Raw genomic sequence first — 24,749 nt, 5'->3', positions numbered from 1 at the left:
GAAAACATTATTACCCTTTTTCTGGCGGGCAATGCTTGTAGGCATAGAGGCACAGGAGATCCAACCCAATCGTTGCCGCCGCCAGCGCAGTTATTTCGCTGACATCATAAGCGGGAGCCACTTCCACGACATCCATACCCACAACATTAATACCCGCCAGACCACGGATAATTCTCAACGCCTGATGACTGGATAAGCCACCAATCACCGGGGTTCCGGTTCCTGGTGCGTAGGACGGGTCCAGGCAATCGATATCAAAACTGACGTAACAAGGACGATCCCTCACAACCTGGCGAATAGCGGCAATGGTTTTTTCAATGCCTTCTTCATGTACCCATTCAGCCGGGTAGACATTGTAACCGTGGCTATCAGGATTAAAGAGACGCATTCCAACCTGCGCTGAATGCTCAGCATCGACAATGCCTTGCTTGGCCGCATGGTAAAACATCGTGCCGTGATCAATTCGGCCGTCTTCGTCTTCCCAGGTATCACTGTGCGCATCGAAGTGAATTAATGAAATCGGTCCGTGCTTTTCCGCATGAGCTTTAATCACGGGATAGGTAGAGAAATGATCGCCACCCAACATCAACATCGCGGTATCTTGATCAAGGATGGTTTTTGCGTGTTGATAAATCTCGTCGGGGATTTGATCCGGACGTCCGGAATCAAAGGCGCAATCACCATAGTCGACGGCTGCCAAAGTATTGAAAGGATCGAAGCCCCACCCCATTACGGTTCCCCAAGAGAGCGTTGACGAAATGGCCCTCACAGCGCGTGGCCCGAGCCTTGCACCAGAACGATTGGAGGTCGCCAGATCATAAGGTACGCCGGTAATGGCAACGTCCACACCCGTCAGGTCTCGGCTGTAGCGTCGGCGCATAAAACTGGTCGCGCCAGCAAAGGTTGCTTCCACCGTCGTACCGTAAAGCCCTTCTCGCGTAAACGCTAAATCACTGGCTTGAGACATAATGCTTCCCCTACTGTTTCTCATATTCAACACTGCCGTCCGGCAGATATTTCGCCACACCCAACATGGGCAGCAAACTTAAAATAAAAAATACAATCGCGACAGTAATCAATGGCACATAACTGTCGGCGCTCAACGCAAAACTGAAAATAAGCGGCCCCATTGCGTTACCAATTAAATTACTGCATTGCCCTGCCGCCACTACCGAACCGCTTTTGTCTAAGCTTGCTTGCATGCTGAGAAAAAACGGCCAGCTAAAGGCCCAGGCCAGGGACCACACAATAACCCCGGCATAATACGCCCAGCCGGCCCCCTGCAATAAGCAGAGCATGGACAACACTTGAATAAAAATACCGATGCTCAATGGGCGTAAAAAGCCATGTTTATCACCCAGGTAATACACTAAAGCGGCCCCGGCAACGGCAAGAAAATTTGCCAAGGCCAGGACATCGCCCACTTGTTGATTAGCCAAACCGCTGTGCAAACCGAATCGTTCGACATAGGCATAAAAGCCCGCATTGGCAATACCGTAGAAACACAAGGCAAACAGCGACAGCAGGGACGGCTTACTGATTAGCAGAGCCAAATGGCTCGAACGCCACGTGCCTTTTAATTGAGAAGAAGCCTGTTCCGGCAATGGGTAGCTGTTCAAGACCTTGGCAAAAAGCAAAAACAGCAATTCGAGGGCCAACAGCAGCACCATCAAACCGTTTAAACCAAAGCGCTGTAAAAACGCTGGCAATAAATAAAACGCAATGGCCGGCAATACAAACTGGAATCCGATGTAAATCCCATAGCCCCGCCCGGCAATAGAAGAACGGGCAATCGCCGCAGCAACAACTGCTTGAACGGCGCCGCCGCCAAGGCCAGACATAAACCGAAAAAACAACAACTGCTTCAATCCGCCACTCAGCATCGACAATGCGTCGAAGAGCAGCATCAGTATCAGTCCCCAAAAAGCAATCTGATACAAAGAGCGATGGCGAACTTGAAAGGAAACCAGCAATGACATCAGCGCAATGCCTGCGAGATTTGCACTGGTTACCCAACCCGCGTGGCTCTCACTGAAACCTAAAAAATCAACATAGGCACCAAGTAAAACCGGCAACAGCATCAGCCCTGAAAGCCCGACAACGCCCAACACACTGAGCAGGCATAAACCAATAATGGAATCTGAACGCAATTGGCCAAGTTGCATGTAATGCCCCGCTGATGTTTTTATTATCTGTGTACTGAATTCAGTGTAACGAGAGGGCTCAGTCAACGGTATACCCAATTAGGGTATTTTCATATAAGCATCGAGAGGGTCGAGATCTTTTTCCGGATCCAGACAACTGAGGGAATCAATAAATAAATGGAATAACTCAGACTGGGAACTGATGTCCAATTTCTTATAGATATGTTTACGGTGCAACTTAACGGTGGAAATGGAAATGCCTAATCTATCCGCAGCCGATTGATTGGAGTGGCCTTGCAAAATGAAACCCAGTGTTGCCATCTCTCTATCAGTCAAGACAGAACTGCCAAACAAAGATAAACCCCGGCTGAGTTCACGATGCAAATGGCCCTGCGTTGAACTGGGTTTTGTCTCGATGCTTTGCCAATGCTGTTCATTGAGCGCTAGTACCACCGGTGCAATGGTTTTTGTAAACTGCACCATGGACTTTGAAAACGTACTACCGGTATTTTCGGGGGTCATGGAGATATGTAAAGCATCACCATTTTGTAAAGTCTGAACAAAGGATAATTCATCTTCTGCTTCAATCGCCTTGTAGTAGCGGTGATAAAATTCACTGCGTTTGTAATCATCCGGGGCAATTTCCCGCAGGCGATAAACGCCATTCGGCGCATGACTTTCACTCAAACGATAATAAGGATCCAGAATATAAGGGCCACAGATATACTGCTCGATCTGGAGGCGATAGTCTTCGGCCTCGGTGTAATCGCTATAAATAGCAACCGGTGGTTCACCCTTTGGAAAATAGAGGACCAAAGGGTGACTCATTTCCGGCAGCGCTGACAATCCCTGACAGAGAGACACATAAAACGATTCGCTGCCTACCGCTTGTACGGCCTGCCCCAGTGCCTCGCTCCAGGCCGAGAAGTGTTCGCTGTATTTTCTTGAAATCATAGTTATTGAAAAACAATGGCTCACTGCCCCCAGAGTAGGTCAGTGAGCGTGATAAATCAAAAACAGACATCAAAACCGGCAATCAAAAATTGTAGCGCAGTGTTAAACCATAGGTAGCCCCTTGCTGACGATACACTGTACGCCCTGCAAAGCCGGTAAAGGCATAGGTTTCAGAAGCCTTGTCTTCCAGGTTCCGGCCCCACACACTCAGCTGCCACTGACCATCGCTCTGCTCTACTGTCACCCGGACATTCAACGCTCGTATCGGACCATATTGCGCATTGCTGTCGGCGAGCTGGGCATATTGTTCGTCAACCCAGCTGTAACTGCTTTGCCATCGCATAAGCAGTGTTTCACTCAGCTCGAATTCATAGGCCAGCAAGCCGTTATAGCTCCACTGAGGTGCCTGGGATAAATCAGACCCTGCGTTAAGCGGCGCACCCAAAGCATCGACAAAGCCACTGCCTGCGAGCGTCGCGGCATCATTCACAGCCGGATCGGGATTAATCCCTCTCAAATCATTCAGTGTCGGCGCTTCGGTCACTTCGGCATCAAGATAGGACAGGCCCAGCTGAACGGTCAGGCCATCCATAGGCAGCCAGTTCAAGTCCATTTCAAAACCCTGTGTTCTCGATTCAGGTACATTTGCCAGAGTGGTATCCACAACAGCAACCCCTAAAAGATTTGAAAAATCGTCAGAAACAAAGGTTAGCAAAGACTGGCGATCGCTGTAGTCCATACGGAACAACGCACCGTTAAGCTGCATACTGCCGTCAAAACCGGTCCACTTAAAACCCAATTCATAAGACAACACAGACTCCGGACCAATATAGCTCCAGGCGCTGCTATCGACCACGGCACCACCGTAGAAAATACCGCTTTTATAACTGCTTGCTACATTGGAGAAGAGCAACAGATCCTCATGAACAAACCAATCAATACCCACTTTGCCTGTAACCGCTTCTTCATCATGGGATTGATTCAAAGTGGTTACCGGAATCAGCTCACCAAAACTGAGATTGTCGGCAGCCCCATTGAAACGGCGATCATCATAGGAATAACGCAGGCCCGCAATCAACTTCACGTCATCACTTAAATCCGTCTCCGTATGCAAATACATACCGTAGGAATCGGTTTCCTGAATATAATCGGCTATAAATAAATCATCACCGCGATTGTTTATATCGGAGGGATTCAATACGCCTTCAATAGCGACGGAATCACTCAGTAAAATTGAATCATCAAAGAAATCCCGAACATCCACCTCTTCACGGGAAACGTTAACGCCGGCAATCCAATTGAAACCTTCACCACTGTCACCAAGCAGGCGTAATTCCTGAGACCATTGCTCAAGATCATTATCTTGCCCAAGGTCCGTAGCCGAATGTGCACCACCATCATAATTGTCGAGCACTCGGCGCTCGTAACTGTCCCAAGCCGTAATCGAAACCAGATCGAATAATTCGAAAGCGTAATTCACTTTCAACGAAAGCCCCTGGCCGCTTTCGTCGCGGAACACAGCTAAATCCCCCACCGTTACCCGACTTGGGTCTCGGGGAGCGTTTAACACCGCAAACGACGGATCACCCAACACGCCATCAACACCTTCAGCATGGGGAGAAGCTGGCGTAGATTTGTCTTCGCTATAATAGGCTTTTAACAGAACCTCTCCATCACTGCCCAAGTCAAAACCCAGCAAACCACGCAACACAGCACGATCTTGATCACCAAACTCTCGACCGGTATTCACATCCGTTTGCCAACCATCCCCACGCACGCCATTCAAAGCCAAGCGACCACGCAAGCCCTCGCTCAAAGGCCCGGAAACGACAGCAGTCAGTTCTCGGGTATTGTGGCGTGCAATCGTCAGTTCACTATAGGCTTCAAATTCATCGGTCGGCTTATTAGAGATAAAATTAATGGCACCGCCCGTTGTATTCTTTCCGTACAGGGTACCCTGTGGCCCCTTAAGTACTTCAACCCGCTCAATATCGAACAAACGTCCCCCCAGGTAAGCCGGGCTGCTGGCAAAAACCTCATCGGTATACACGCCTACACCACTGCTGTTATTCGCACTGAAATCATCTAGACCTATTCCGCGAATCGCGAAGATGGGCGTACCACCCGAGGTGGCATTTACGGTGATTAAACCAGGCGTGTGATTGCCGAGATCAACAGGGCTATCGACCCCATAGTCTTGAAGAGAATCGCCAGCAAAAGCGCTGGCAGAAACACCGATATCATTTACAGATTGGCTGCGTTTTTGGGCGGTTACGACGACCTCTTCAATAACAGCGGCTTGGCTGGGGCTATAGGCTAGAACAATCCCGAGGCTTAAAAGTGTTTTAAGCGAGGGCACGGCACTGGGCTGGGACATGAGGTTTCCTCAGTTTCGTTATTATGATTACTGTTTGACAGTATTCCCCCAAGCCGACCCGGGCGGTACTACCCTAAGTGGGTAGCTCAAAAACGGAGACATAAACCTCTCCGAAACAGGAAGGTCCATAGAAAACAGCCCTGAAAGATGACCCTGAAAAAACCGGTGAACTCTTTCTATAAAACCCAATTATTGCTCATCATATACACGTCGATTCGCTTCAATGATGCGTAAGTTTTCCTCAGCCCACATCTTTGCCATGCTAACAACAGGTATCAATGTTTGCCCTAGTGGACTTAGGGAATACTCAACACGCAACACCAGTTCATCATCAAACACCTCACGAACAATCAAGCCATCGCGTTCCATTTTTCGAAGGGACTGGGTCAGCATTTTTTGGGAAATGCCCTCGCATAAGCGCTTCAATTCCCCAAATCTCAGTACCCGTTGATCAAGTGCCCCAACAATCAACGACACCCATTTTTCGCCAATTAACGCTAGAACCTCACGTGAAGGACAAATCGCAGCGTAAACGTTAGGGGCAACATCACTGCCAGTGTGTTTTGCCATAGTTACCTCCGGGTGCCTAATTGATTGCCGATAAAAGCAAGCCTACTATCCGCAGTATACATCAGTTACTAGTTACCAATGTATACCATATTTAACTATTAATCTCTAAACCAAAGGTAAAACCAATGAAACACATCTCTGTAGTGGGTTATGGCAGTGTCGGACAAAAACTTGCGAAGTTGTTCAATGATGCGGGTAGAAATGTGACTGTCTGCTCCAAGGACGCAAGCCGTGGCGCGGAACACTATCCGACGGCGACGTTTATTGAAGGTATTCAGTCTGCAGATGCGATCGTTCTCGCCATTCCCTATGGCGCCATCCAAACCTTGATTGAGTCCCTTGCCGATGAATTGAACGGCAAGACCATTATCGACTGCTGCAACCCCCTCAATGAAGACTGGTCCCCCTTGCTTCTGGGACAGGAAACTTCAGCGGCTGAACAAATTGCTGCACTTGCACCACAAGCGAAAGTGGTCAAAGCCTTCAATACTATCTTTGCCGACGTAATGGCCAGGGAACATCACGACCGTAAAGGGCATACCATCACAGCGTTTATCAGTGGTGACGACAAAACGTCAAAACACGGCGTTATGTCTTTGGCGAGCGACTGTGGTTTTTCCGCATTGGATGCTGGCCCATTGAAATCAGCTCGTTATCTTGAGGCGATGGCGCATTTAAATATTGAGATTGCCGTTGCTCAGGGTGGAGGCACCAATGCAGCGTTTGTTTATCATCAAGCATAACGCCATTTTCCCTGCGTGCCGCTAGCCGCACGCAGGAATCTACCCAGAGAAACTTGAACGGGAAACAGGAATGTTAAGGGCTGTACCAAATTGGCGAGCCGTACACTCTCTCCTGAATGGTCGCTGGCCTTCCAGTTGCTTTGGGATCAATGCCTAAAGCAATGGCATCGAACAGGGAATAGCGAGGCGTTGGGATTTGCAAAACTCTGGCATAGTAAAGTGCTGCATGCCGAGCATCAAAGTCCGGATCACGCCATAATGCCGTGAGCTTTTCATCACCGATGGAATTACTGTACTTTCCAGTTTTCAGATCGACAGTATTTCCAACGGCCTGAGCACCATCTTGTCGACCATCCGAAAGAGCGACGTCATAAATTTTTTCATGGCTCTTTCCATGGCTATCGACCCAAGCTTTGACAATCTGAATTCGATCCAGATTGGCTTCGCGTGGATCTTTTATCGCTTGTACCAGAAAAGTGGGCGCCTTTCCTTTTGGGGCCTGCGTAAGATCGCCCCCCATCGGAACGCCTTTTTGATAACCGACCGTTGCAGGATCATCGGCATTCACATCGGCTTGCTCAAAATCAAAACCACCAAAGAAGCGCAACTGAATACGAGGGCCTGTTGTCGCGTACACTTCTTTCCGCTTAAACGCTGCGAAGATTGCGTCACGACTGTTTTCTTCAGCCCACACGGCCACATAACCCGCCGCCCCCATATCCCAGCCTCTGGAAGATCCAATACCGGTTGGTTTTTCGCGACTCACTGGGTCAGAGTCCTTCTGTCCTTTTCCAGAAAAATTGTTTTCCTCTACCGCAGACAGGCCGGTATGGGAATCTGTACTGCCAATCATTCCCGCCTGATAAGGGTTCACTCCGATTTTTCTCCTCAGCTCCAGGCCTCGCTTCAAGCCTGAGCGCACGTAGTCACCTTCATCCGGTTCGGCGACTCGACCATCGGGGGACAGGAGAAATGAAAAAGTTTCAAAGTCGGCAAACTCATCGGTGGGCGACAGCAATGGATGAGCCTCGGAGTCACCTTTAATTTGTGTGGTTTCAATGACCTTCTCCCAGCGCATACGAGCCCCGGCATAGGCCTCATCAATGGCATCACCCTTCTGGGTCACCAATGGAAACATTTGCCCAAGGCTCACATTAGGGTTATGGGGAATAGCCAGAAAGTCTGCGCCGGTTTTTTTAGAGGTCTTGTCCAACCACTTCCATAGATCTTTCGGATCGCTGCTTTCAAGGGTACTGTACGGTAAAAACTGGCTGGCAACGGTTGCATCCTCAGGCGTGAACACCACACGATGCAGGTTTCCACCTTTTGGGGTCGCGCTCCATTCCCAACCGATAAAAGTGGTAAATACTCCTGGCGCATTGTAACGGTCTGCGGTTTGAATATGATCGTCCCAGGTTGAACGACGTTTTTCGCCACCATGAAGATCCTGATAGATATCCTTACCACTAAGACCCGCTGAGTTTTTGATTCCGCTACCCGCTTGAACAATCAGGGAATAAACATCCAACAGCTCTTTTGCGCTCTTCTTTCCTCCAATTTTGCCCAACACCTTTCCTGATTTTGTGGAGGCTAATAAAGGTTCTCCATCGAGCATGCGAGGAATAGTACCCATCATTTCTGCATGATCAGCAATCACCAGGAAATCCAGAGGTTCGGAAAGCTGCCAGCGCATACCCGTGGTTGGGCTGATAACCGGCAAACCTTTGGCAAACCGGTAGGCGGTATCCAAAGTGGATGCGGGAGTACCAAAAAGATAGACATCAAAAGAGTTGCTGGTATGAAGATGAGTATCACCCCAATACAGCTGAGTGGACTCTGCCGTTGCATAACTGCAAGCTCCAACCGCTACAAGCAACGTAAGCAAGCGTTTCATAGAATTCAGCCTTGTTCAAATCAGTTGTTATTCAGGGCGTTCCAGGGGTGTACCAAATAGGTGATGTATAGGCACGCTCTTGAGTCGTCTTGGCGACAGACTTTGGTAACGGCGTCTGGAAACGAATCGCGTCATAGAGCACCCAACTTGGGGTTGGGATCTCCAAAACCCTGGCGTAGTAAAAAGCCCTTTGATCAGAGCGGAAATCTGGATCTTCCCAGGTTGTAGAGAGTTCGGCCTCGCCGATGGTATTGGACCAGGCCGCCTTGCTAATATCGACGGTATTTCCTACGGGAGCTAATTTCCCTTCTGAATTCAGTGTACGATTACCAGACCAGGCGACATTGTAAACGCGTTCATGGCTGGCGCCGTCCCTATCTACCCAGCCTTTCACAATTTGAATGCGATCCAGATTTCCGCTATCAGGGTCTTTGCTGGCGGTTACGATAAAACGAGGAGATTTTCCCTGCTTTGTCCGATATAAATCTCCCCCCATGGAAACACCGTGTTGATAGGCGAATTCCGCCAGGTTCGAGCGCTTTTCATCACCCGTTGAAAAACTCCAACCGCCAAACATTCGGACAATCATTCTCGGCCCTGTAGTAGCGTAGACATCCTTGCGCATCATCGCATCGAAGATAGCTTCGCGAGTATTTTCTTTTGCCCAAACGGCAGCAAGACCACCCGCCACTTGTTGCCAACCGAACACTTTCTTCTGGCCGAACTGGCCAACAATATGTTCAGGTCGGCCTGCATGGGGCTCCATCAAGGAATGTTTGCCAAAGAAATTGTTTTCAGCGGCCGTTGCCATACCGGTATGGCTATCCGTTGCACCGATCAGACCAAATTTATAGGGGTTTGCTCCAATTTCAGATTCTATTTTCAAGCCAATCTTCAATGCAGAACGGGCGTACTCATACAGCAACATGTCATCGATTTTGTCGGCCGACAAATTAAGATTGCCGTGATCCCAGGTGCCATAATCGGCAAACTCGTCGTTGGGCGACAACAGTGGGTGGGCTTCACCATCACCTTTAATTTGGGTAACTTCAACAATTGGTTCCCAGCGCATTCGGGTTTCCGCATAGGCTTTGCTGATGGGTTTGCCTGTCGCGGGCTCGACTTCCGGGAACATCAAACCATTGGACAGATTCCCGTTATGGGGAATAGCCAGCACCTTGCCTCCGGTTTTTTTCTCATGCTCGGACATCCATTTCCAGAGATCTCGAGGATCATCACTGCCTCCCGCACCCGCCGTGGTAAAGGGACTGGTTTGCAAAGCAACGTCCGCCCCATCACGATAAATCACATTCCGGTGAACATTGTTACCGCCTGGCTGCAATGTCCATTCATAACCGATTAATGCTGTGAAGCGCCCGGGATCGTTGGCCTCATCTGCCGCTTTAGCGTTTTGTTTCCAAGTGCTGTCAAAACCATGGGAACCCGGACGCGATTGCAGAGCTTTGGGAAAGGTTCCTCCGATTTGCATCAGAATGGACTCCATAGAAGCCTCTAATCCCTTTTTACCACCTTCAGTAAAAGCCTCATACCAACGGCGGCCGGTTTTATCCGCTAACATTTTAGGCGAACCACTCAACAACTGTGGAAAGAAGCCTAACTCGTCGGAATGATCAGCGACCACAAGAAAATCCAGCGGGCGTTTCAGTTTAACTCGCTGACCTGACGCCGAAGTAATTTCTTCCCCCTGGGCAAATCGATACGCGCCCGCCGGATCGATCCTGGCACCCAATGCGCCAGCATCAAACGAATTAACGGTATGCAGGTGGGTATCACCAAAGTAAACATTATCGGGATAATTTGGCTGAACATAGGGGGAATAGCTTTGTTCTTCAGCACTCACCAACGAAGAGACAAAAACAGCTCCGAACATCAGCAGTGTTATATTCTTAACACCAAACATTTTTCTCTCCGATAACATTTGTAGTGCAACAACTGCGCGATCAACTCAGCTATTGGCAATTATGAATTCCGCCGTCAACAACAATTTCAGTGCCCGTCATAAAGTTACTGGCGGGGGAAGCCATAAACGCTACCGCCGAAGCCACATCAGAAGGTGTTCCCCAGGCTTGCAAGGGCGTTAAGGCGAGCCCTATGGCTTGTGCCTCCTCACGACTTGATAAGCCAGCTTTCTGCATCAACATATCCTGCACTTGATCTCCCATATCGGTTTGGATCAAACCAGGATGAATGGAATTCACACGAATATGATCTGCGCCAAATTCAGCCGCCATGGCCTTGGTCATAAGCCTCACAGAACCTTTTGACGCACAGTAAGCGGAAACCAATGAGGAACCCGCCAGCCCCGCGAGAGAAGATAAATTCACAATCGACGCTCTCTGTTCGGCGGTTGCGTGTTTTTTCATAAGCTTTGAAGCGTACTTGCTGCCCAGAAAAACACCATCCACATTAACCGACTGCATTAAGCGAAACTTGTCGAGAGACATTTCTTCGACAGATTCGTAAAACATAATGCCTGCGTTATTCACGAGTATATCCAAATGACCATGTTCTTTTTCTATGGCCATCATCGTTGTCTGCCACTCTTGCTCGGAAGTCACATCCAGTTTTGCAAATGCAGCTTGAATTCCCGCTGATTTAAGATTATCGACTTGCGACTCGGCCAGGTCAGCATCTTGATCACTGACGATGACAGTCGCACCTAACTCACCAAGCGCTCTGGAAATTTCGGCTCCAATTCCTTGGGCCGCACCAGTGATCAATGCAACTTTTTCTTGTAGTTGAAACTGCGTTTTGTAGCTGGCCATAAAATTTTCTTCTATTTGATTTCCAGGAAGACAGCTCGCAAGCAAGCTGCAATTTACTGAACCGCGTAGCCGCCGTCGACGCGAATCATTTCACCTGTCACAAAGTCTGCCGCTTTTGAAGACAAGAATACCGCCGTACCGGCCAGCTCTTCAGGCTGCCCCCAGCGTCCGGCGGGAGTTCGTGCTACGGCTTCACCGTACATTGGAGTATCGCGAAGCACTGCCGTCATATCCGTTTCAATCCAACCGGGGGCGATTGCATTGACCTGAATATTGTGGGGGGCTAATTCAACCGCCATGGATTTTGTCAGTTGAACAATGGCGCCTTTCGCGGCACTGTATGAGGGTACGAGTTTGGAACCAAAAATGGAGTACATGCTGCCAATATTAATTATTTTCCCGCCTCCATTTTCCAGCATCGCGGTTGCGGCGATTTTGGACAACAGAAAAACAGCGTTCAATTGCACTTCAATCACCCTATCCCAATCTTCCGGGTCTTCTTGAAGCACACCACCACTTGGCACACCAATACCAGCGTTGTTCACCAGAATATTAATGCTCCCGAGCTGAGCTTCGATTTCTGCATAAGCTTCCGCTAAGGTATCCCGCTCGCTCACATCCACTTTTAGCGCCATGGCTGGAATACCTATCGCCTGTAGCTCTGCCAGCACGTTCTGGTTCTTCTCTTCATTACGACCAATGATGGCGACTGCGGCACCCGCTTCAGCCAGGCCGAGTGCAATAGCACGCCCAATACCACCATTGCCACCGGTCACCAATGCGACGCGCCCGCTTAAATCAAACAGTGAAGAATTTTTCATCACAAAAACCTTGTTGTTCTACTATATTGTCGACTATGTGAATACCCAACGATTTTCTTCTGATCTCCTGCTAAGGAATAATAACGGCTTTCAAAGTATCCGCCGTGTTCACCTGGGCCTCAAAAGCCTGTTTTGCGTCCCCAAGTGCAAAGCGGTGCGTAATCAGAGGTCGGCGATCGACTTTCCCTGACGCCATAAGCCCAATCGCTTCCCATATATCGTCCATGGTATAAGCGAGGATGCCAAGCAAATCAATATTTTTTGTCACAATCTGATTCAGATCCAGATGTATTTTATCTTCATACAAGGCCACAACCACCAAACGCCCGGTATGAGGCTTAACGATTTGCAATGCCTGATTCGTCGTTAATTCCAAGCCCGCACATTCGATCACCACATCAATATTTGCCGTTGTGCTCTGGTTGTAAAGAACAACATCCTCTCCAGTGGCCGACTTCATAGCCGCAACGACGTCTTCTTTCATAGGGTTAATGGTTCGGTGAGCACCAAACTGCTTAGCCATGTCCAGGCGTTTTTCCGAAATGTCGCTAATGATGATGTCACATTCCGGGTACAAAGCTTTCAGAACTTGAACGCAGCCGAGACCAATCATACCGGCACCTACAATCAGGATTTTTTCCCCTGCTTGAGGGTCGGCCCGACGAACAGCAGTAAGGGATACCGTTAACGGTTCTATCGTTGCAGCTTCTTCGTAAGAAATATTGTCGGGCAACTTAAACACCGCTGGCTCACCAAACAGTGCACCATCTGCCTTGCAGTATTCGGCATAAGCGCCGAGTGAAAACCCCGCAACACGATCTCCAGGAGCAAGCCCATCCAGTTTAAGTCCGTCAGGGATATCCACAATATCACCCGAAAATTCATGGCCGAACAAGGCTCCACCCTCTGCCGGGATGCTCATTTCCTTGAATATACCGGTTTTATACGTGTGAACATCGGTGCCACAAACACCAACGGCTTTTACCTTGATCAGTACACCATCTTTACCGGCTGCCGGCTTTGGAACATCCACAACACGAAGATCACGATTTCCGTACAGTACTGCACCTTTCATTGAAGACATGGGTATTCTCCTGTAATTATTATGATGAACGCTGTTGACAGTTCACTTCGGTCAAAAACATTCGAATCGCCATCATGCAGCATCCGCAACCCGTTCCAATCTTAAGACGGGCCATCAGCTCTTCAGGCTTTTTGATATTCTTCCGCTCGATCAACTTTTAAATGCTGCTGCGCTTCATTCCTTTACAATGACAAATCACAAACGCATCGTTTTCACGGGGCTGGGATTTCAAACTCTTCACGTGGCATAAACTCTATTGGTGCAATGCACGACCACAGGCATCCATGACCGATTCATGCATGGTTTCTGATAATGTCGGATGGGCAAACACCATTTGCATCAGCTGCTCTTCTGTTCCTTCCAATGCCTGAGCAATTCCAAACCCTTGAATTTGTTCGGTCACCTGATAGCCAACCATATGGGCGCCTAGCAACTCACCTGTATCATGATCAAAAATGGTTTTTACGAAGCCTTCCGTTTCACCCATAGCCAAGGCTTTGCCGTTGGATTGCAAATCGCAACGCCCGACTCTAACAGCTCGATTACCGCTTTTAGCTTGGGCCTCGGTTAAGCCCATACTCGCGACCTGGGGCCGGCCGTAAGTACATGCTGGAATATGATTTCTATCCAGAGTCTGAACACCGTTAACCCCGGCTAACTTTTCTACGCAAAGTACCGCTTCTCTGCTGGCTTTATGGGCCAAGCAGGGCGGCCCGGAAACATCACCAATTGCGTACAAACCAACCACATTAGTACGACACCACTCATCAACGGTTATAAATCCATTCTCGGTTTCAACACCCAATGCCTCCAGACCAATGTTTTCAATATTGCCCTGAATGCCAGCAGATACTAAAACTTTATCAACTTCAAGGGTTTCAATTTCACCCTGTTTGTTCAGCAGTCGACATTGAGCGCCAGCTGTCGTTTTTTCCAAGGATTCGAGTCTGGTTTTGGTTTTTACCGAAATACCACGTTGCTTGAAGGATCGGGTAACAAAGGCCGAAACCTCAGCATCCTCCACTGGCATCAGTTGATCCATAAGCTCTACCAAGGTCACATCCACACCGAGGTCATTGTAAAAACTGGCGAACTCAATACCAATCGCTCCTGATCCTATGACCAACAATGATTTGGGTAACCCCTCTGGTACCAGTGCGTCAAAATAAGTCCAAACCTGCTCCCCATCAACGTCAATACCGGGCAAGGTTCGAGGCCGGGCACCTGTTGCCAAGATAATGTGGTCGGCCTGATAATCGTAACCTCCCTGCTCGCTTTCGACATTGAGCTTGCCTTTACCGGCTAAACGCGCAAAACCATCAATCACGTGTACGTCGTTTTTTTTCATCAAATAGCCGATGCCATCACTAAGCCGTGCCGATACATCTCGACTGTGTTGGACCAGTTTATGAAGATCAAACTGAATATTTTCAGCACTGAAACCAAACTGATCCAACTTGCCAAGTGTATGGGCAACGTCGGCGCCCTTGAGCAAGGCCTTGGTCGGGATACAACCCCAATTTAAACAAATGCCACCGAGGTGTTGTTTTTCCACAAGCGCGGTCTTCAAACCCAATTGGGCAGCGCGTATGGCCGCCACATAACCGCCGGGACCACCGCCAACTACCATCACATCATAATGAGTCATTTAATCGGCCTCCGGCTCATACCAACATTAATGCGGGGTATTCGAGATAGCGTTTGAGCAGGGCCATAAACATCGCCCCAACGGCACCGTCCACCACTCTATGGTCGAAGGATGCCGACAAGGTCACAATCGTTGCTATACGTGTTTCATCGCCATCGACCAGCACACTTTTTTGACCAGCTCCCACCGCAAGAATGCCGGACTGGGGCGGGTTAATAATGGCATCGAATTGTTTAATGCCGTACATTCACAGATTGGACACACTGAATGTGCCGCCGATAAATTCTTCAGGTTTTAAGGTCCCGGCCTTGGCCCGAGTAGCCAGGCTGCGCATTTCATTGGAAACTTGCGCGAGGCTTAGCGTCTCTGCTCGTTTCAGGATGGGTGTAATCAAACCGTTTTCCAACGCTACGGCGACCGAAACATCCGCGTGTTTGAATCGGCGAATGGTTTCGCCATCAAACTGGACGTTCACATCCGGCGATTTACTTAATGCCATCGCAGTTGCCTTGATCACAAAATCATTGACGGATAATTTGACGCCAGGCTCTTCCGCATTTATTTGCGCTCGCAGGGCCAGCAACTGGTCCAGACAACAATCGATACTTAAACGAAAATGGGGGGCTTCACGCTTGGACTCCTGTAGACGTGCTGCAATGGTTTTACGCATTCCCGTCATCGGAACGTCGTCAAATACCGCATCGACCTGCGCCGATATTTCACTGGTGGTGTTGCTACCCAGGGCTTTGGTGCGTCCCGAAGCCTGGCCATTCAGCAATGCATTGGCCGCTTCTACATCTGCCTTGCACACCCGCCCCCGATTCCCCGAAGCACGACAATCATTGAGATTAATGCCCAGTTTTTTCGCAAGGCGAGCAGCCACTGAGGTCACTTTTATATGGCTATCGTCGAGATTGCTGCGATGAGTCGACAGCTCATCTCTATTGACCGCAGGTTTGGTGACATGACCACCCGCCGATTCAATGGCGGAAATCACATCGGCTTTTGAGATTCTAGAGTTTCTTCCTGAGGGTGAAACATTATTGAGATTAACATTATATTCACCCGCCAACTTTCGAGCATAGCGCGAAGCGTGTACGTCGCTATCGTCGCCGCCTTCGCTCAAGGCTCCGAGAGCCTGTGCCTCTGGCGCCGGTATGGTATCGATTTCTGCAGCAGCTGAATCTGCTGTTGCGATATCTGTTTCTTCATCAGAACTGTCACCAAGAAGGTCCGCTCTCGCCACCTCTTCGGGTTCAAAATCTGCGATATAGGCATCAATCACCGCATCGGGTGTATCCTCAGCGGCCACTACAGCCAACAGCTGCGCAATATCCATGGTCTCGCCGGGTTGAGCCACGAGCCGACGAACCACACCCGCCACGCTCGACTCCACCTGATTCACAATCTTGCTGGTTTCCATATCAGCAACAACATCACCCACCGCAACCGTATCACCTTCCTCAACCAGCCATTCCGTGAGCGTGCCTTCGGTCATGGTCAAGCCCCACTTCGGGACCGTAATTGCCTCAATAATGGACATGACTTATCTCCTAGGCAACCGCTGAAGCAGCTGCATCAATACCCATAACATCCAGAGCGGCCGCAACAATTTGCTCACCACCCGGCAACCAGGCCTGTTCCAAAGGCGATGAAAACGGTGTCGGACAATGAGGTGGGGTGACCAGCTTAATAGGCGATTTTAAAGACGCGAACGCATGTTGCGCTACGAGAGCGGCAACATCGTGCGCAAAACCGCAGCGGGCCGCGCCTTCATCAACCACCACTAATCGCCCGGTACTTTCAACACTTTCCAGAATGGATTCTTCATCCAATGGTGACGTAGTGCGAGGATCGATCACATCGCAGGTGATGCCCTGTTTAGCCAACTCGACCGCAGCCCCCATGGCAACATGAGCCATCAAGCCCATAGCAATGATCGTGACATCGTCCCCTTCCTGCAAAAAGTTCGCTTCGCCAAACGGGATTGTGTAGGCCTCATCGGGCACTTCAGCGGCGGCTGATGGCAGGTCATAAAGCGCTTTGTGCTCCATAAACATGACCGGGTCATCGTCCTGAATGGCCTGTATCAAAAGCCCTTTTGCGTCGTAGGCATTGGAAGGCACAACCACTTTTAATCCGGGAATAGACGTAAAGATATGATGCAAACTCTGAGAATGTTGAGCAGCAGCGGAAGCGCCAGCCCCTATCATTGTGCGAACCGTTAAAGGCGTAACCGCTTTACCGCCGAACATATAGTGAAATTTGGGAACCTGATTGAGCAAAACGTCGAAACAACTTCCCACAAAGTCATTAAACATCAGCTCGGCGACGGGTCGCATCCCGGTAGCAGCAGCACCGGCCGCAATGCCCATGTACCCCATTTCAGCAATGGGCGTGTCAATTACGCGATCAACGCCAAAGTCGGAAGCAAAACCCTTGGTGATGCCAAGAACACCACCCGCAGCATCCACATCCTGCCCGGGGCAACCGGCACCACCGGAAATATCCGTCCCTATAAGGAACACACGATCATCGCGCTGCATTTCAGCGCGCAGGCCTTCACTAATTGCCTGACGAAAACTTTTCTCTGCCATAATTAATTCCTCCGACAATTAATAGTTGATGTAGACGTGATCACAAAGCGTTTCGGTCGCCGGCCAAGCTGCCGACCTGGCCTCATCGAGATACACCTTAAACGCTTCAATAACGTCGGTATCGACCGCGTCGAGTTCTGCATCGGTCAACAAGCCATCGGAAGTCACTTTTTTTCTAAAACCCAACAGGCAGTCATTGTCTTCCAGGTTTTTAAGCTCCTCTTTGGTGCGATATAACTGGGAATCACCCTCATAGTGTCCGTAATACCGTATTGCTTCAGCTTCGATGTAGTATGGTCCCTGCCCAGCACGACAATGCTCAACGGCTTCACCGACCTCGCGATAGACCTCAAAGAAATCATTGCCATTAATTTTTTTTGCAGGCATACCGAAAGCCGCTGCACGTTCAGCGATTGAATCAGCACCCAAGGCATACTCAATGCCGGTGAACTCGCCATATCCATTATTTTCACAATAAAAAATAATGGGCAGTTTCCACATCACGGCCATGTTCATGGCTTCGAACATATAGCCTTCATTGGTCGCACCATCACCATGAAAGCAGACCGCAATGTTTTTGCTTCCTTTCAATTTTTGCGTTAATGCCGCGCCCGCTGCTAAAGGTCCGCCAGCACCTACGATGCCATTGGCACCCAAGCTGCCTTTATCCAGTTCAGCAATGTGCATGGAACCACCACGACCTCGGCACAAGCCCTCTTCTCGACCATAGAGTTCCATCATCATCAGTCTTGGGTCGGAACCTTTGGCAAGGCAGTGGCCGTGCCCTCGATGGTTACTGGCGATATAGTCCTCATCGCTTAAGTGTGCACAAACACCAACGGCATTCGCTTCTTCGCCGCAATACAGGTGAAGAAAACCCGGAATTTCTCCGGTGGTATTCTGACGGTGAATGGTTTCCTCAAACTCGCGAATTTGCCGCATCTTGCGGTAATAATTCAGTGCCTGCTCTTTGGTGATGGCCATTGAAAACTCCAGAGGTTTATCATTATTTTTGAAATGTAAGCTGCGACTCAAAAAGCCGATAAAGACTCCATTTCCAATCGTCAAAATAGCGAAGCTGGGAATTCACTACCTGACATTAGGCGCATTTTTTATGACATTTAACGCAGCTCATGCCTGACATGGGAAGCGGGCAAATATCGAAAAAAGGATGAATAAAAAAAGGGCACCATGGATATGGCGCCCTTGATCGCAAGGCTGCGATACAGGAGATCTCAGTATTTTTTAATATACTGTACTGCTCACTCTACAAGCTCTAACTACTTTTCAACTGCAACAATCTGATACTGACCTTAAAAACGATAGGTGCCCTGAATTGCTACCGAACGTAAGCGATCAGTAATGGCAAAATAGTTACCCGTCACCAGGGGCTGATCAACCGAGTTATTGCTGACCATTTCATTTGTCAGGTTCTTACCTACCACAGCCAGCTCCCAACGTTGACTTTGATCTCCAATAGACAAACGCAAGTCTACTTTGGTGAAGTCATCCTGAAGCGACTCCGGATCCAGGTCCGGTGCCGTATAGTATTCGTCTGAGAAATTGAATGTCAGGACGCTTCTGAACTCCAAGGTGTTGAAAACCGGCTGGGAATAGTCAAACATCAAGTTATATGCCCATTCCGGCGAGAAGGTATTTGGCCTTCCTGCCAGGTTCTGCCCCTGGCTACAGTCAATAACGCCCGCAACACTTTGAGGCGCTGTACAGGGCGCAGTATCCCAAGCTTGCCAACGGTTATCCAAATAGGTCATGGCGGCATTAATCATTAGGTTTTCAGTCGCTCTCCAACGTGCATCCACCTCTACGCCTTCAACCCTTAGTTCTGCCGCATTGGTCACCAGAAAGGACGTTGAACCATCAAATACGCTCACCTGAAAATCTTCAACATCGGTTCGGAACACCGTCGCATTTAGAGTGGCAGCGCCGTCCAGTAAAGTCATCTTGGCACCCAACTCATAGTTCATGGCTTCTTCTTCCTCATATTCAAACGCACCGCCTGAATTGTCACCCAGATACCGTCCGTCAAAGCCGCCCCCTTTGAATCCTGTCGCGACTGACGCATACAACATAATGTCATCATCCAGATCGTGCTCTATATTCAGCGACCAGGAAACATGATCTTCTTTTCGGGTACGCGCAATATTGTGCTCAGTGGTGCCGAGTAGTGACCATAGATTCGCATCCAGGCCTGCCGATGCGGCTGGCAAATCAGTCGCGAAGCGATCATATTCCGCTGCCGTATTACCATATGAGAACGGGCCACCAAAGCTGACGTTGCCGGTAAAGCGCTTGTCCAGATTATGCGTGGCTTCTTTTTCTTCTTCGCTGTAGCGCAGCCCCAAAGTGCCTCGGGTATTGTCCGTGAAATTCCAGGTTAAGGAGCCAAAGATCGCCCACATTTCCTGCTCCTGATCAAACTGATAGGAACGCGTAACATTGGGTGCCCCCAATACAGCGGTGCCGAAGCTTTCATCAGAGGTGTAGTACAAATCTGACTGGTGGTAGTAAATCCCCGCGATATACTCAACGGATTCACTGGCCAATGAGGTTAAGCGAATCTCCTGACTCCACTGCTTGTAATCTTCTGTTCCATGCACCTGAATAAAGGGCAACGCTGAAAAGTCACAATCACAAATATCGAAATAATCATATTTCGCATAGGACGTCTGCGCCGTTAAAAGATGATCTCCCATTGACCAGTCCAATTTAATGGAACTTACCGCCATGTCGCTTTCGCCCTGATTTTCTTCGCCGATCAGGTTTTCAACAGGCACCCTGCAATCTTCAAAGAAGAGCTCAGCAGTATCCGATACCCACCAACCCATTTTGTCCAGTTTTTTACCGATGGCGAATCCGGGGGTATCTCGCTCTATCAGCAATAGGCTGACACCGCCATAGCCTGCATCACCGGTTCGCACAGCTACGACATAATAATCAGCTCGTGCACCGCTTGTGATAAAGGTTTTACTTCCATTTACACGATAATAGCCATCCTCTCGCACTGCACGTGTTTTCAGACTTGCCACATCCGATCCACAGCCTGGTTCAGTAATCGCTAACGCCGAGATTTTCTCACCGCTCAGAACCTGTGGTACAACTTTTTCCTTCAGCTCCTGGCGAGCAAATTTAACAAGCGGTGGCTGACTGATATCCAGAGAACCCAGCCCTGCGGTTAAACCACCAGAGCCTGCTCGCATCAGTTCCTCCAACCAGACCACTTTCTGGAAAACATCGCCTCCTGTGCCACCAAGCTCTTCCGGATATCCAATCCCCAATAATCCTGCTTTCCCGGCCTTGCGGTATAGATCCCGAGGAAATTCCCCTTTCTCTTCCCATTCATCGATATAAGGTAGAACTTCTTGTTCGACAAATTTACGCCCTGTCTCACGGATCATTCCATGAATTTCACCAAAATATTGTTGATAAGCCATCCGCAGCTCCTATAAACCTATAGCCTGAAAAGTTTTTGGTCTCGGCTTTCAAAAGCGTCATTGCTTTATAGCGCCATTCTTCTCAACGCAACCTTATCGATCTTCCCAACAGCTGTGAGAGGAAGTGCATCCAGAATAGAAAAACTTCGGGGCACCTTGTATCCCGCCAGGGATTGTCGGCAATGGCGCTGGATCACGTCCAGATCATGCTGGTTCGAAGTGCCCAATACCACATAGGCATGCACGCGCTCGCCCCAAGTCTCATCTTCCACACCTATCACGGCACATTCCGAGACGCCCGGGCAAGCTGCCAGGACATTCTCTACCTCCGTGGTGTAGACGTTTTCCCCACCGGAGATGATCATGTCCTTCAGACGATCAACAATGTACAGATAACCACTGTCCATATAGCCAACGTCTCCACTGTGACACCAGCCATCATTGATTGTTTGAGCGGTGGTTTCCGGCTGATTCCAATAGCGATTCATCACGTGCTCGCCTTTGAAACATACTTCACCCACCTCACCTTCAGCCAGCTCTTTACCATTGGAATCCCGAACGGAAACCGAGACACCATGCGCAACATTTCCTGCCGAACCTAAACGTTCTTCATCGCCTCGAGCGCGATGGGTTTCAGGATGTAAAAAGGAAATAGGGGCGCCTTCTGTTTGACCATATACCTGAAAGAACTCGGCATTAGGGAGCGCATTAAAGAGTTCGTGAAGCAAAGATTTATCAATTGGCGACCCACCGTACAGTATCGACGTCAGGCTGCTTAAATCATGTTTGTTAAAATCTTCTGAGGAAACCAGCATTCGGCACATGGTTGGCACCATCATCATGGTTTCGACATTGAATTCCGATATCAGTCGAAGCACCCTCGAGGGTTCAAAAGCAGGCACAACCACCAGACAACCCTGGCTTCGCAATGTCGCCGCCATGCACAAAATGCCCGAGATATGAAAAAGTGGAACCACCAAACCCAGGGTTTTTCGATGGTCATAAAAATTTTCTGCAAAACAAATATTGAGCGCAGAGCTTATGCTGCTGTGGGTGTGAACAACACCCTTACCCTTGCCTGTAGTGCCCCCAGTATAGTTGAGCAAGACATCGTCACTCGCCGTTCCAGAGCGGTCGTCGCAAGGCGAAGCCGTGATTAATTGCTCATAGCTCAGCGTCCCCGAAGAGGCATCTTTTCTTTCACCGATAAATATTAGGCGGTCGAGGAAGCCACACGCTTTCTCTAAAGCCTCTCCACTTTCAATAAAGCTATCATCGACCAATAGCAGACTGGCTTCACAGTCGGCCAATGACAGTTCCAGTTCACGCACAGACCAACGGGTATTCATAAGATTCGGAATGTAACCCGCCCAAATAGCAGCCCAAAAACTGATAATGGCCCGATCACTGTTTTGCGAGAGAATGCATATCCTGGCGCCCTTCGGCAACTTCATTTCGACAAAGGCAGCTGCTACTCGTGTGATCACCTCTTTGAGCTCACTGTAACTGTAGCTCCGCTCACCACACACCAGTGCTTTGCTTGTCGCACCATGACTATCGGCTCTATGCAGCCACTCTGTTAAAGACATAAAGCCACCTCTGAACAAAGATATTCGATTATCCAACGGGAAAGTTTCTGCGCAGCGCTCTATTCTCAGGCACGAAGCGCGATTGCAGTATTACTCTAAAGTTATTCCTTTCCCGTTTTCAGGGCATGACAATAGGCGCAAAATATTTTGCATTTGGCGCAAATGAATAGGTAAAGAGTTAGCGGGCTAGAAGAGAAGATCTACAAAAGAGCCAACAGGGAAAATAGATGGATGTATATCGCTATCAACGACAAGAAAGAAACTGACTTTTCTGGACCTAAGCCATAATGGCGGCCGCTTTAATTTGAGCCCAAAGCTCCAGGCCCGGCCTCAAGTTCATTTCATTGGCGGAGTAGCGGCTTATGCTCGCCCACAACGGCCGGCCAGCAATATCTAGACGCACATCCACAGTAAATTTATCCTGCATCGGGTGCAGGCTTACCACAGACGCCGGCAACAAGTTCAATATACTGCTTTGCTCAGGCTTAGCCAGATTCAAACTGACGTCTTTTGCTGCCACACACAATCGCACCTTGCTACCTATCGGTTCGTTGTTGTCTTTCAACCGAATGGATAGGTCTCCAATAGCCAGGTCTTGTAAGCCCCACTCGGGCTGCTTGGTTTTTACCCGAGCTTCCAGCAGAACCTCTTTTGTGAGTGCTTGTTCTGACGGGAATAAGGCTTCGCTGACATTTTCATGGAGGGTGAACTGCCCTCTATCCACCATTAGCACTCGATCTGCCAAGCGGGCAAGCTCTCGCTTTGAATGGGTTACATACAGAATACAAGTGTCACTAAGGAGCTTTAGACGCTCTATATAGGGGAGAATTTCTTCTTTCCTAGCATCATCCAGTGCAGACAGGGGCTCATCCAATAAAAGAAGTTTTGGCTTCAATAGCAAAGCACGTGTTAACGCAACCCTTTGCTTCTCGCCACCGGACAACTGCTCTGGTAAACGCTCCAGGCAATGCTCGATGCCCATCATATCAATAACGTTCTTGGTGGAATCCAAAGACCAAAAGTCATTTGAAAAATTATTCAGGCGCCGCTTCAAGGCATAGTTAATGTTTTTCCGGGCCGTTAAATGGGGGAGTAAATTGTCTTCTTGCATCACATACGCAATAGAACGCTTGTGCACAGGCCTAAAGGTTCGCTCAGACTGCCACACTTCCCCAGCCACTTTAATGCTCGCATCAGGCAACTCAAACAAGCCTGCAACACTACGCAATAGCGTTGTTTTACCAGTGCCGGACTCACCAAATATGGCACACACACCCTGCATCGGAATTTCAGCAGACAAAGACAACAGCAAATGCTCATTCAATTGGTGATGAACATCAACGCTCAACATGTTGTCTTGGGTGCGATTCGGCAAAATACGCCTCTATGTTTTCCGGGAGTTTATTCCATTCGACTTTGACCCCATCGCAAACATTGATGAGGCCGAACCGGTAAAGCGATACATCGCGAAGAGCAAAACAAAAGAAACACCCAACAAAATTGCCGATAGCTTATGGGCCGACTCATAGTCCCCCATCTCGACATACTCGTACAGCAAGACAGAAAGCACCTGGGTTTCGCCCGGAATGTTACCACCAATCATAAGTACAACACCGAACTCACCGATCGTATGGGCAAAACCCAAAATGGCTGCTGCAATGAATCCATCTTTAGCGAGCGGCAGAGTGACCGTAAAAAAGCGATCTATGGGACCGGCACCCATTGTAGCGGCCAAATCACTGGGAACCTGGCCTACGGCGCTGATGGCATTTTGGATGGGTTGGTATACGAATGGTAGGGAGTAGATGACCGAGCCTATGACCAGGCCTTCGAAGGTGAAGGCAAATCCAGTCCAATCCGTGTTTACGTTCGAAGCTGCGCTAAAGAAAACAAGGAGATAAAACCCAAGCACCGTGGGTGGTAAAACAAGGGGTAAAAATAAAATTGATTTAACGATAGGGCCAATAACTGAAGGCAATTTTTCAACTATCGAACAGAGTAAGGTGCATAGAAATACTAAAGAAATAGTAACAAGCCCAGCTAATTTTATTGTCAGCAAAAGAGAGTCGACAAGCTGGGCTGTAATCATA

19 protein-coding genes and 1 pseudogene are annotated in these 24,749 nt (G+C 49.0%); 1 reads left to right on the top strand and 19 read right to left on the bottom strand.

All coding sequences use genetic code 11. From position 1 onward, the window contains the following. Positions 1-10 precede the first annotated feature (10 nt). The 5 genes from speB to G8768_RS06500 all read right to left on the bottom strand — a co-directional run bounded on the left by speB (position 11) and on the right by G8768_RS06500 (position 6,045). Complete coding sequence (gene speB / locus G8768_RS06520) at positions 11-967, bottom strand: agmatinase (RefSeq protein ID WP_166849636.1); 957 nt, start codon at positions 965-967, stop codon at positions 11-13. A 10-nt stretch (positions 968-977) separates the two neighbouring features. After that, positions 978-2,165, bottom strand: coding sequence for an MFS transporter (locus tag G8768_RS06515; protein ID WP_166849638.1), 1,188 nt, complete (start codon positions 2,163-2,165; stop codon positions 978-980). A gap of 78 nt (positions 2,166-2,243) precedes the next feature. Then, entirely contained in the window at positions 2,244-3,098 is an 855-nt protein-coding gene (locus tag G8768_RS06510; RefSeq protein ID WP_166849640.1) for a helix-turn-helix transcriptional regulator, read from the bottom strand. 82 nt (positions 3,099-3,180) lie between these two features. Next, positions 3,181-5,475 (bottom strand): TonB-dependent receptor, encoded by a 2,295-nt coding sequence (locus tag G8768_RS06505; RefSeq protein ID WP_166849642.1) that lies wholly within the window; start codon positions 5,473-5,475, stop codon positions 3,181-3,183. 189 nt (positions 5,476-5,664) lie between these two features. Beyond that, positions 5,665-6,045, bottom strand: coding sequence for a winged helix-turn-helix transcriptional regulator (locus G8768_RS06500; RefSeq protein ID WP_166849645.1), 381 nt, complete (start codon positions 6,043-6,045; stop codon positions 5,665-5,667). Positions 6,046-6,170: 125 nt separating this feature from the next. On the opposite strand from G8768_RS06500, the gene G8768_RS06495 reads away from it, so the two are divergent. Continuing rightward, entirely contained in the window at positions 6,171-6,788 is a 618-nt protein-coding gene (locus G8768_RS06495) for an NADPH-dependent F420 reductase (protein WP_166849647.1), read from the top strand. 73 nt (positions 6,789-6,861) lie between these two features. On the opposite strand, the gene G8768_RS06490 is transcribed toward G8768_RS06495, so the two are convergent. From G8768_RS06490 to modB, 14 genes and pseudogenes are all read right to left on the bottom strand, one after another. Beyond that, positions 6,862-8,682, bottom strand: a complete 1,821-nt coding sequence (locus G8768_RS06490; RefSeq protein WP_166849649.1) for a DUF3604 domain-containing protein — start codon at positions 8,680-8,682, stop codon at positions 6,862-6,864. A gap of 31 nt (positions 8,683-8,713) precedes the next feature. Continuing rightward, positions 8,714-10,603, bottom strand: a complete 1,890-nt coding sequence (locus G8768_RS06485) for a DUF3604 domain-containing protein (protein ID WP_166849651.1) — start codon at positions 10,601-10,603, stop codon at positions 8,714-8,716. A 49-nt stretch (positions 10,604-10,652) separates the two neighbouring features. Next, positions 10,653-11,468 (bottom strand): SDR family NAD(P)-dependent oxidoreductase, encoded by an 816-nt coding sequence (locus G8768_RS06480; protein ID WP_166849653.1) that lies wholly within the window; start codon positions 11,466-11,468, stop codon positions 10,653-10,655. A 53-nt stretch (positions 11,469-11,521) separates the two neighbouring features. Beyond that, entirely contained in the window at positions 11,522-12,289 is a 768-nt protein-coding gene (locus G8768_RS06475; protein ID WP_166849655.1) for an SDR family NAD(P)-dependent oxidoreductase, read from the bottom strand. 70 nt (positions 12,290-12,359) lie between these two features. Further along, positions 12,360-13,373, bottom strand: a complete 1,014-nt coding sequence (locus tag G8768_RS06470) for a zinc-dependent alcohol dehydrogenase (RefSeq protein ID WP_166849657.1) — start codon at positions 13,371-13,373, stop codon at positions 12,360-12,362. Positions 13,374-13,392: 19 nt separating this feature from the next. Beyond that, the gene (locus G8768_RS21330; protein WP_371315458.1) at positions 13,393-13,527 is read right to left on the bottom strand and encodes a (2Fe-2S)-binding protein; all 135 of its coding nucleotides are present in this window, start codon (positions 13,525-13,527) and stop codon (positions 13,393-13,395) included. Between the two features lie 99 nt (positions 13,528-13,626). After that, positions 13,627-15,021 (bottom strand): dihydrolipoyl dehydrogenase, encoded by a 1,395-nt coding sequence (lpdA, locus tag G8768_RS06460; RefSeq protein WP_166849661.1) that lies wholly within the window; start codon positions 15,019-15,021, stop codon positions 13,627-13,629. 16 nt (positions 15,022-15,037) lie between these two features. After that, positions 15,038-16,564: pseudogene (locus G8768_RS06455) on the bottom strand (dihydrolipoamide acetyltransferase family protein). Positions 16,565-16,574: 10 nt separating this feature from the next. Next, positions 16,575-17,618 carry an alpha-ketoacid dehydrogenase subunit beta gene (locus G8768_RS06450; protein ID WP_166849663.1) on the bottom strand — a complete coding sequence of 348 codons (1,044 nt, stop codon included), beginning with the start codon at positions 17,616-17,618 and terminating at the stop codon, positions 16,575-16,577. Between the two features lie 18 nt (positions 17,619-17,636). Continuing rightward, positions 17,637-18,602: a thiamine pyrophosphate-dependent dehydrogenase E1 component subunit alpha gene (locus G8768_RS06445; RefSeq protein WP_166849666.1), complete on the bottom strand. Its 966-nt coding sequence runs from the start codon at positions 18,600-18,602 to the stop codon at positions 17,637-17,639. A gap of 329 nt (positions 18,603-18,931) precedes the next feature. Continuing rightward, positions 18,932-21,070, bottom strand: a complete 2,139-nt coding sequence (locus G8768_RS06440; protein WP_166849671.1) for a TonB-dependent receptor domain-containing protein — start codon at positions 21,068-21,070, stop codon at positions 18,932-18,934. A gap of 65 nt (positions 21,071-21,135) precedes the next feature. Then, the gene (locus tag G8768_RS06435; protein WP_166849674.1) at positions 21,136-22,659 is read right to left on the bottom strand and encodes a class I adenylate-forming enzyme family protein; all 1,524 of its coding nucleotides are present in this window, start codon (positions 22,657-22,659) and stop codon (positions 21,136-21,138) included. 277 nt (positions 22,660-22,936) lie between these two features. Then, the gene (modC, locus tag G8768_RS06430; protein ID WP_166849677.1) at positions 22,937-24,034 is read right to left on the bottom strand and encodes a molybdenum ABC transporter ATP-binding protein; all 1,098 of its coding nucleotides are present in this window, start codon (positions 24,032-24,034) and stop codon (positions 22,937-22,939) included. Between the two features lie 9 nt (positions 24,035-24,043). Continuing rightward, on the bottom strand, positions 24,044-24,748 hold the full coding sequence (modB, locus tag G8768_RS06425) for a molybdate ABC transporter permease subunit (protein WP_166849680.1): 705 nt from the start codon (positions 24,746-24,748) through the stop codon (positions 24,044-24,046). Position 24,749 lies beyond the last annotated feature (1 nt).

This window comes from Pseudoteredinibacter isoporae (assembly GCF_011602085.1).
In the GTDB taxonomy this organism is placed as follows: Bacteria; Pseudomonadota; Gammaproteobacteria; order Pseudomonadales; family Cellvibrionaceae; genus Pseudoteredinibacter; species Pseudoteredinibacter isoporae.
The sequence above is the reverse complement of the archived record's forward strand: the minus strand, read 5'-3'. Positions and strand labels throughout refer to the sequence as shown.

Coding starts and splice junctions, on each gene's coding strand:
- speB (WP_166849636.1), bottom strand. CDS start 967: ATGTCTCAAGCCAGTGATTTAGCGTTTACGCGAGAAGGGCTTTACGGT.
- G8768_RS06515 (WP_166849638.1), bottom strand. CDS start 2,165: ATGCAACTTGGCCAATTGCGTTCAGATTCCATTATTGGTTTATGCCTG.
- G8768_RS06510 (WP_166849640.1), bottom strand. CDS start 3,098: ATGATTTCAAGAAAATACAGCGAACACTTCTCGGCCTGGAGCGAGGCA.
- G8768_RS06505 (WP_166849642.1), bottom strand. CDS start 5,475: ATGTCCCAGCCCAGTGCCGTGCCCTCGCTTAAAACACTTTTAAGCCTC.
- G8768_RS06500 (WP_166849645.1), bottom strand. CDS start 6,045: ATGGCAAAACACACTGGCAGTGATGTTGCCCCTAACGTTTACGCTGCG.
- G8768_RS06495 (WP_166849647.1), top strand. CDS start 6,171: ATGAAACACATCTCTGTAGTGGGTTATGGCAGTGTCGGACAAAAACTT.
- G8768_RS06490 (WP_166849649.1), bottom strand. CDS start 8,682: ATGAAACGCTTGCTTACGTTGCTTGTAGCGGTTGGAGCTTGCAGTTAT.
- G8768_RS06485 (WP_166849651.1), bottom strand. CDS start 10,603: ATGTTTGGTGTTAAGAATATAACACTGCTGATGTTCGGAGCTGTTTTT.
- G8768_RS06480 (WP_166849653.1), bottom strand. CDS start 11,468: ATGGCCAGCTACAAAACGCAGTTTCAACTACAAGAAAAAGTTGCATTG.
- G8768_RS06475 (WP_166849655.1), bottom strand. CDS start 12,289: ATGAAAAATTCTTCACTGTTTGATTTAAGCGGGCGCGTCGCATTGGTG.
- G8768_RS06470 (WP_166849657.1), bottom strand. CDS start 13,373: ATGTCTTCAATGAAAGGTGCAGTACTGTACGGAAATCGTGATCTTCGT.
- lpdA (WP_166849661.1), bottom strand. CDS start 15,021: ATGACTCATTATGATGTGATGGTAGTTGGCGGTGGTCCCGGCGGTTAT.
- G8768_RS06450 (WP_166849663.1), bottom strand. CDS start 17,618: ATGGCAGAGAAAAGTTTTCGTCAGGCAATTAGTGAAGGCCTGCGCGCT.
- G8768_RS06445 (WP_166849666.1), bottom strand. CDS start 18,602: ATGGCCATCACCAAAGAGCAGGCACTGAATTATTACCGCAAGATGCGG.
- G8768_RS06440 (WP_166849671.1), bottom strand. CDS start 21,070: ATGGCTTATCAACAATATTTTGGTGAAATTCATGGAATGATCCGTGAG.
- G8768_RS06435 (WP_166849674.1), bottom strand. CDS start 22,659: ATGTCTTTAACAGAGTGGCTGCATAGAGCCGATAGTCATGGTGCGACA.
- modB (WP_166849680.1), bottom strand. CDS start 24,748: ATGATTACAGCCCAGCTTGTCGACTCTCTTTTGCTGACAATAAAATTA.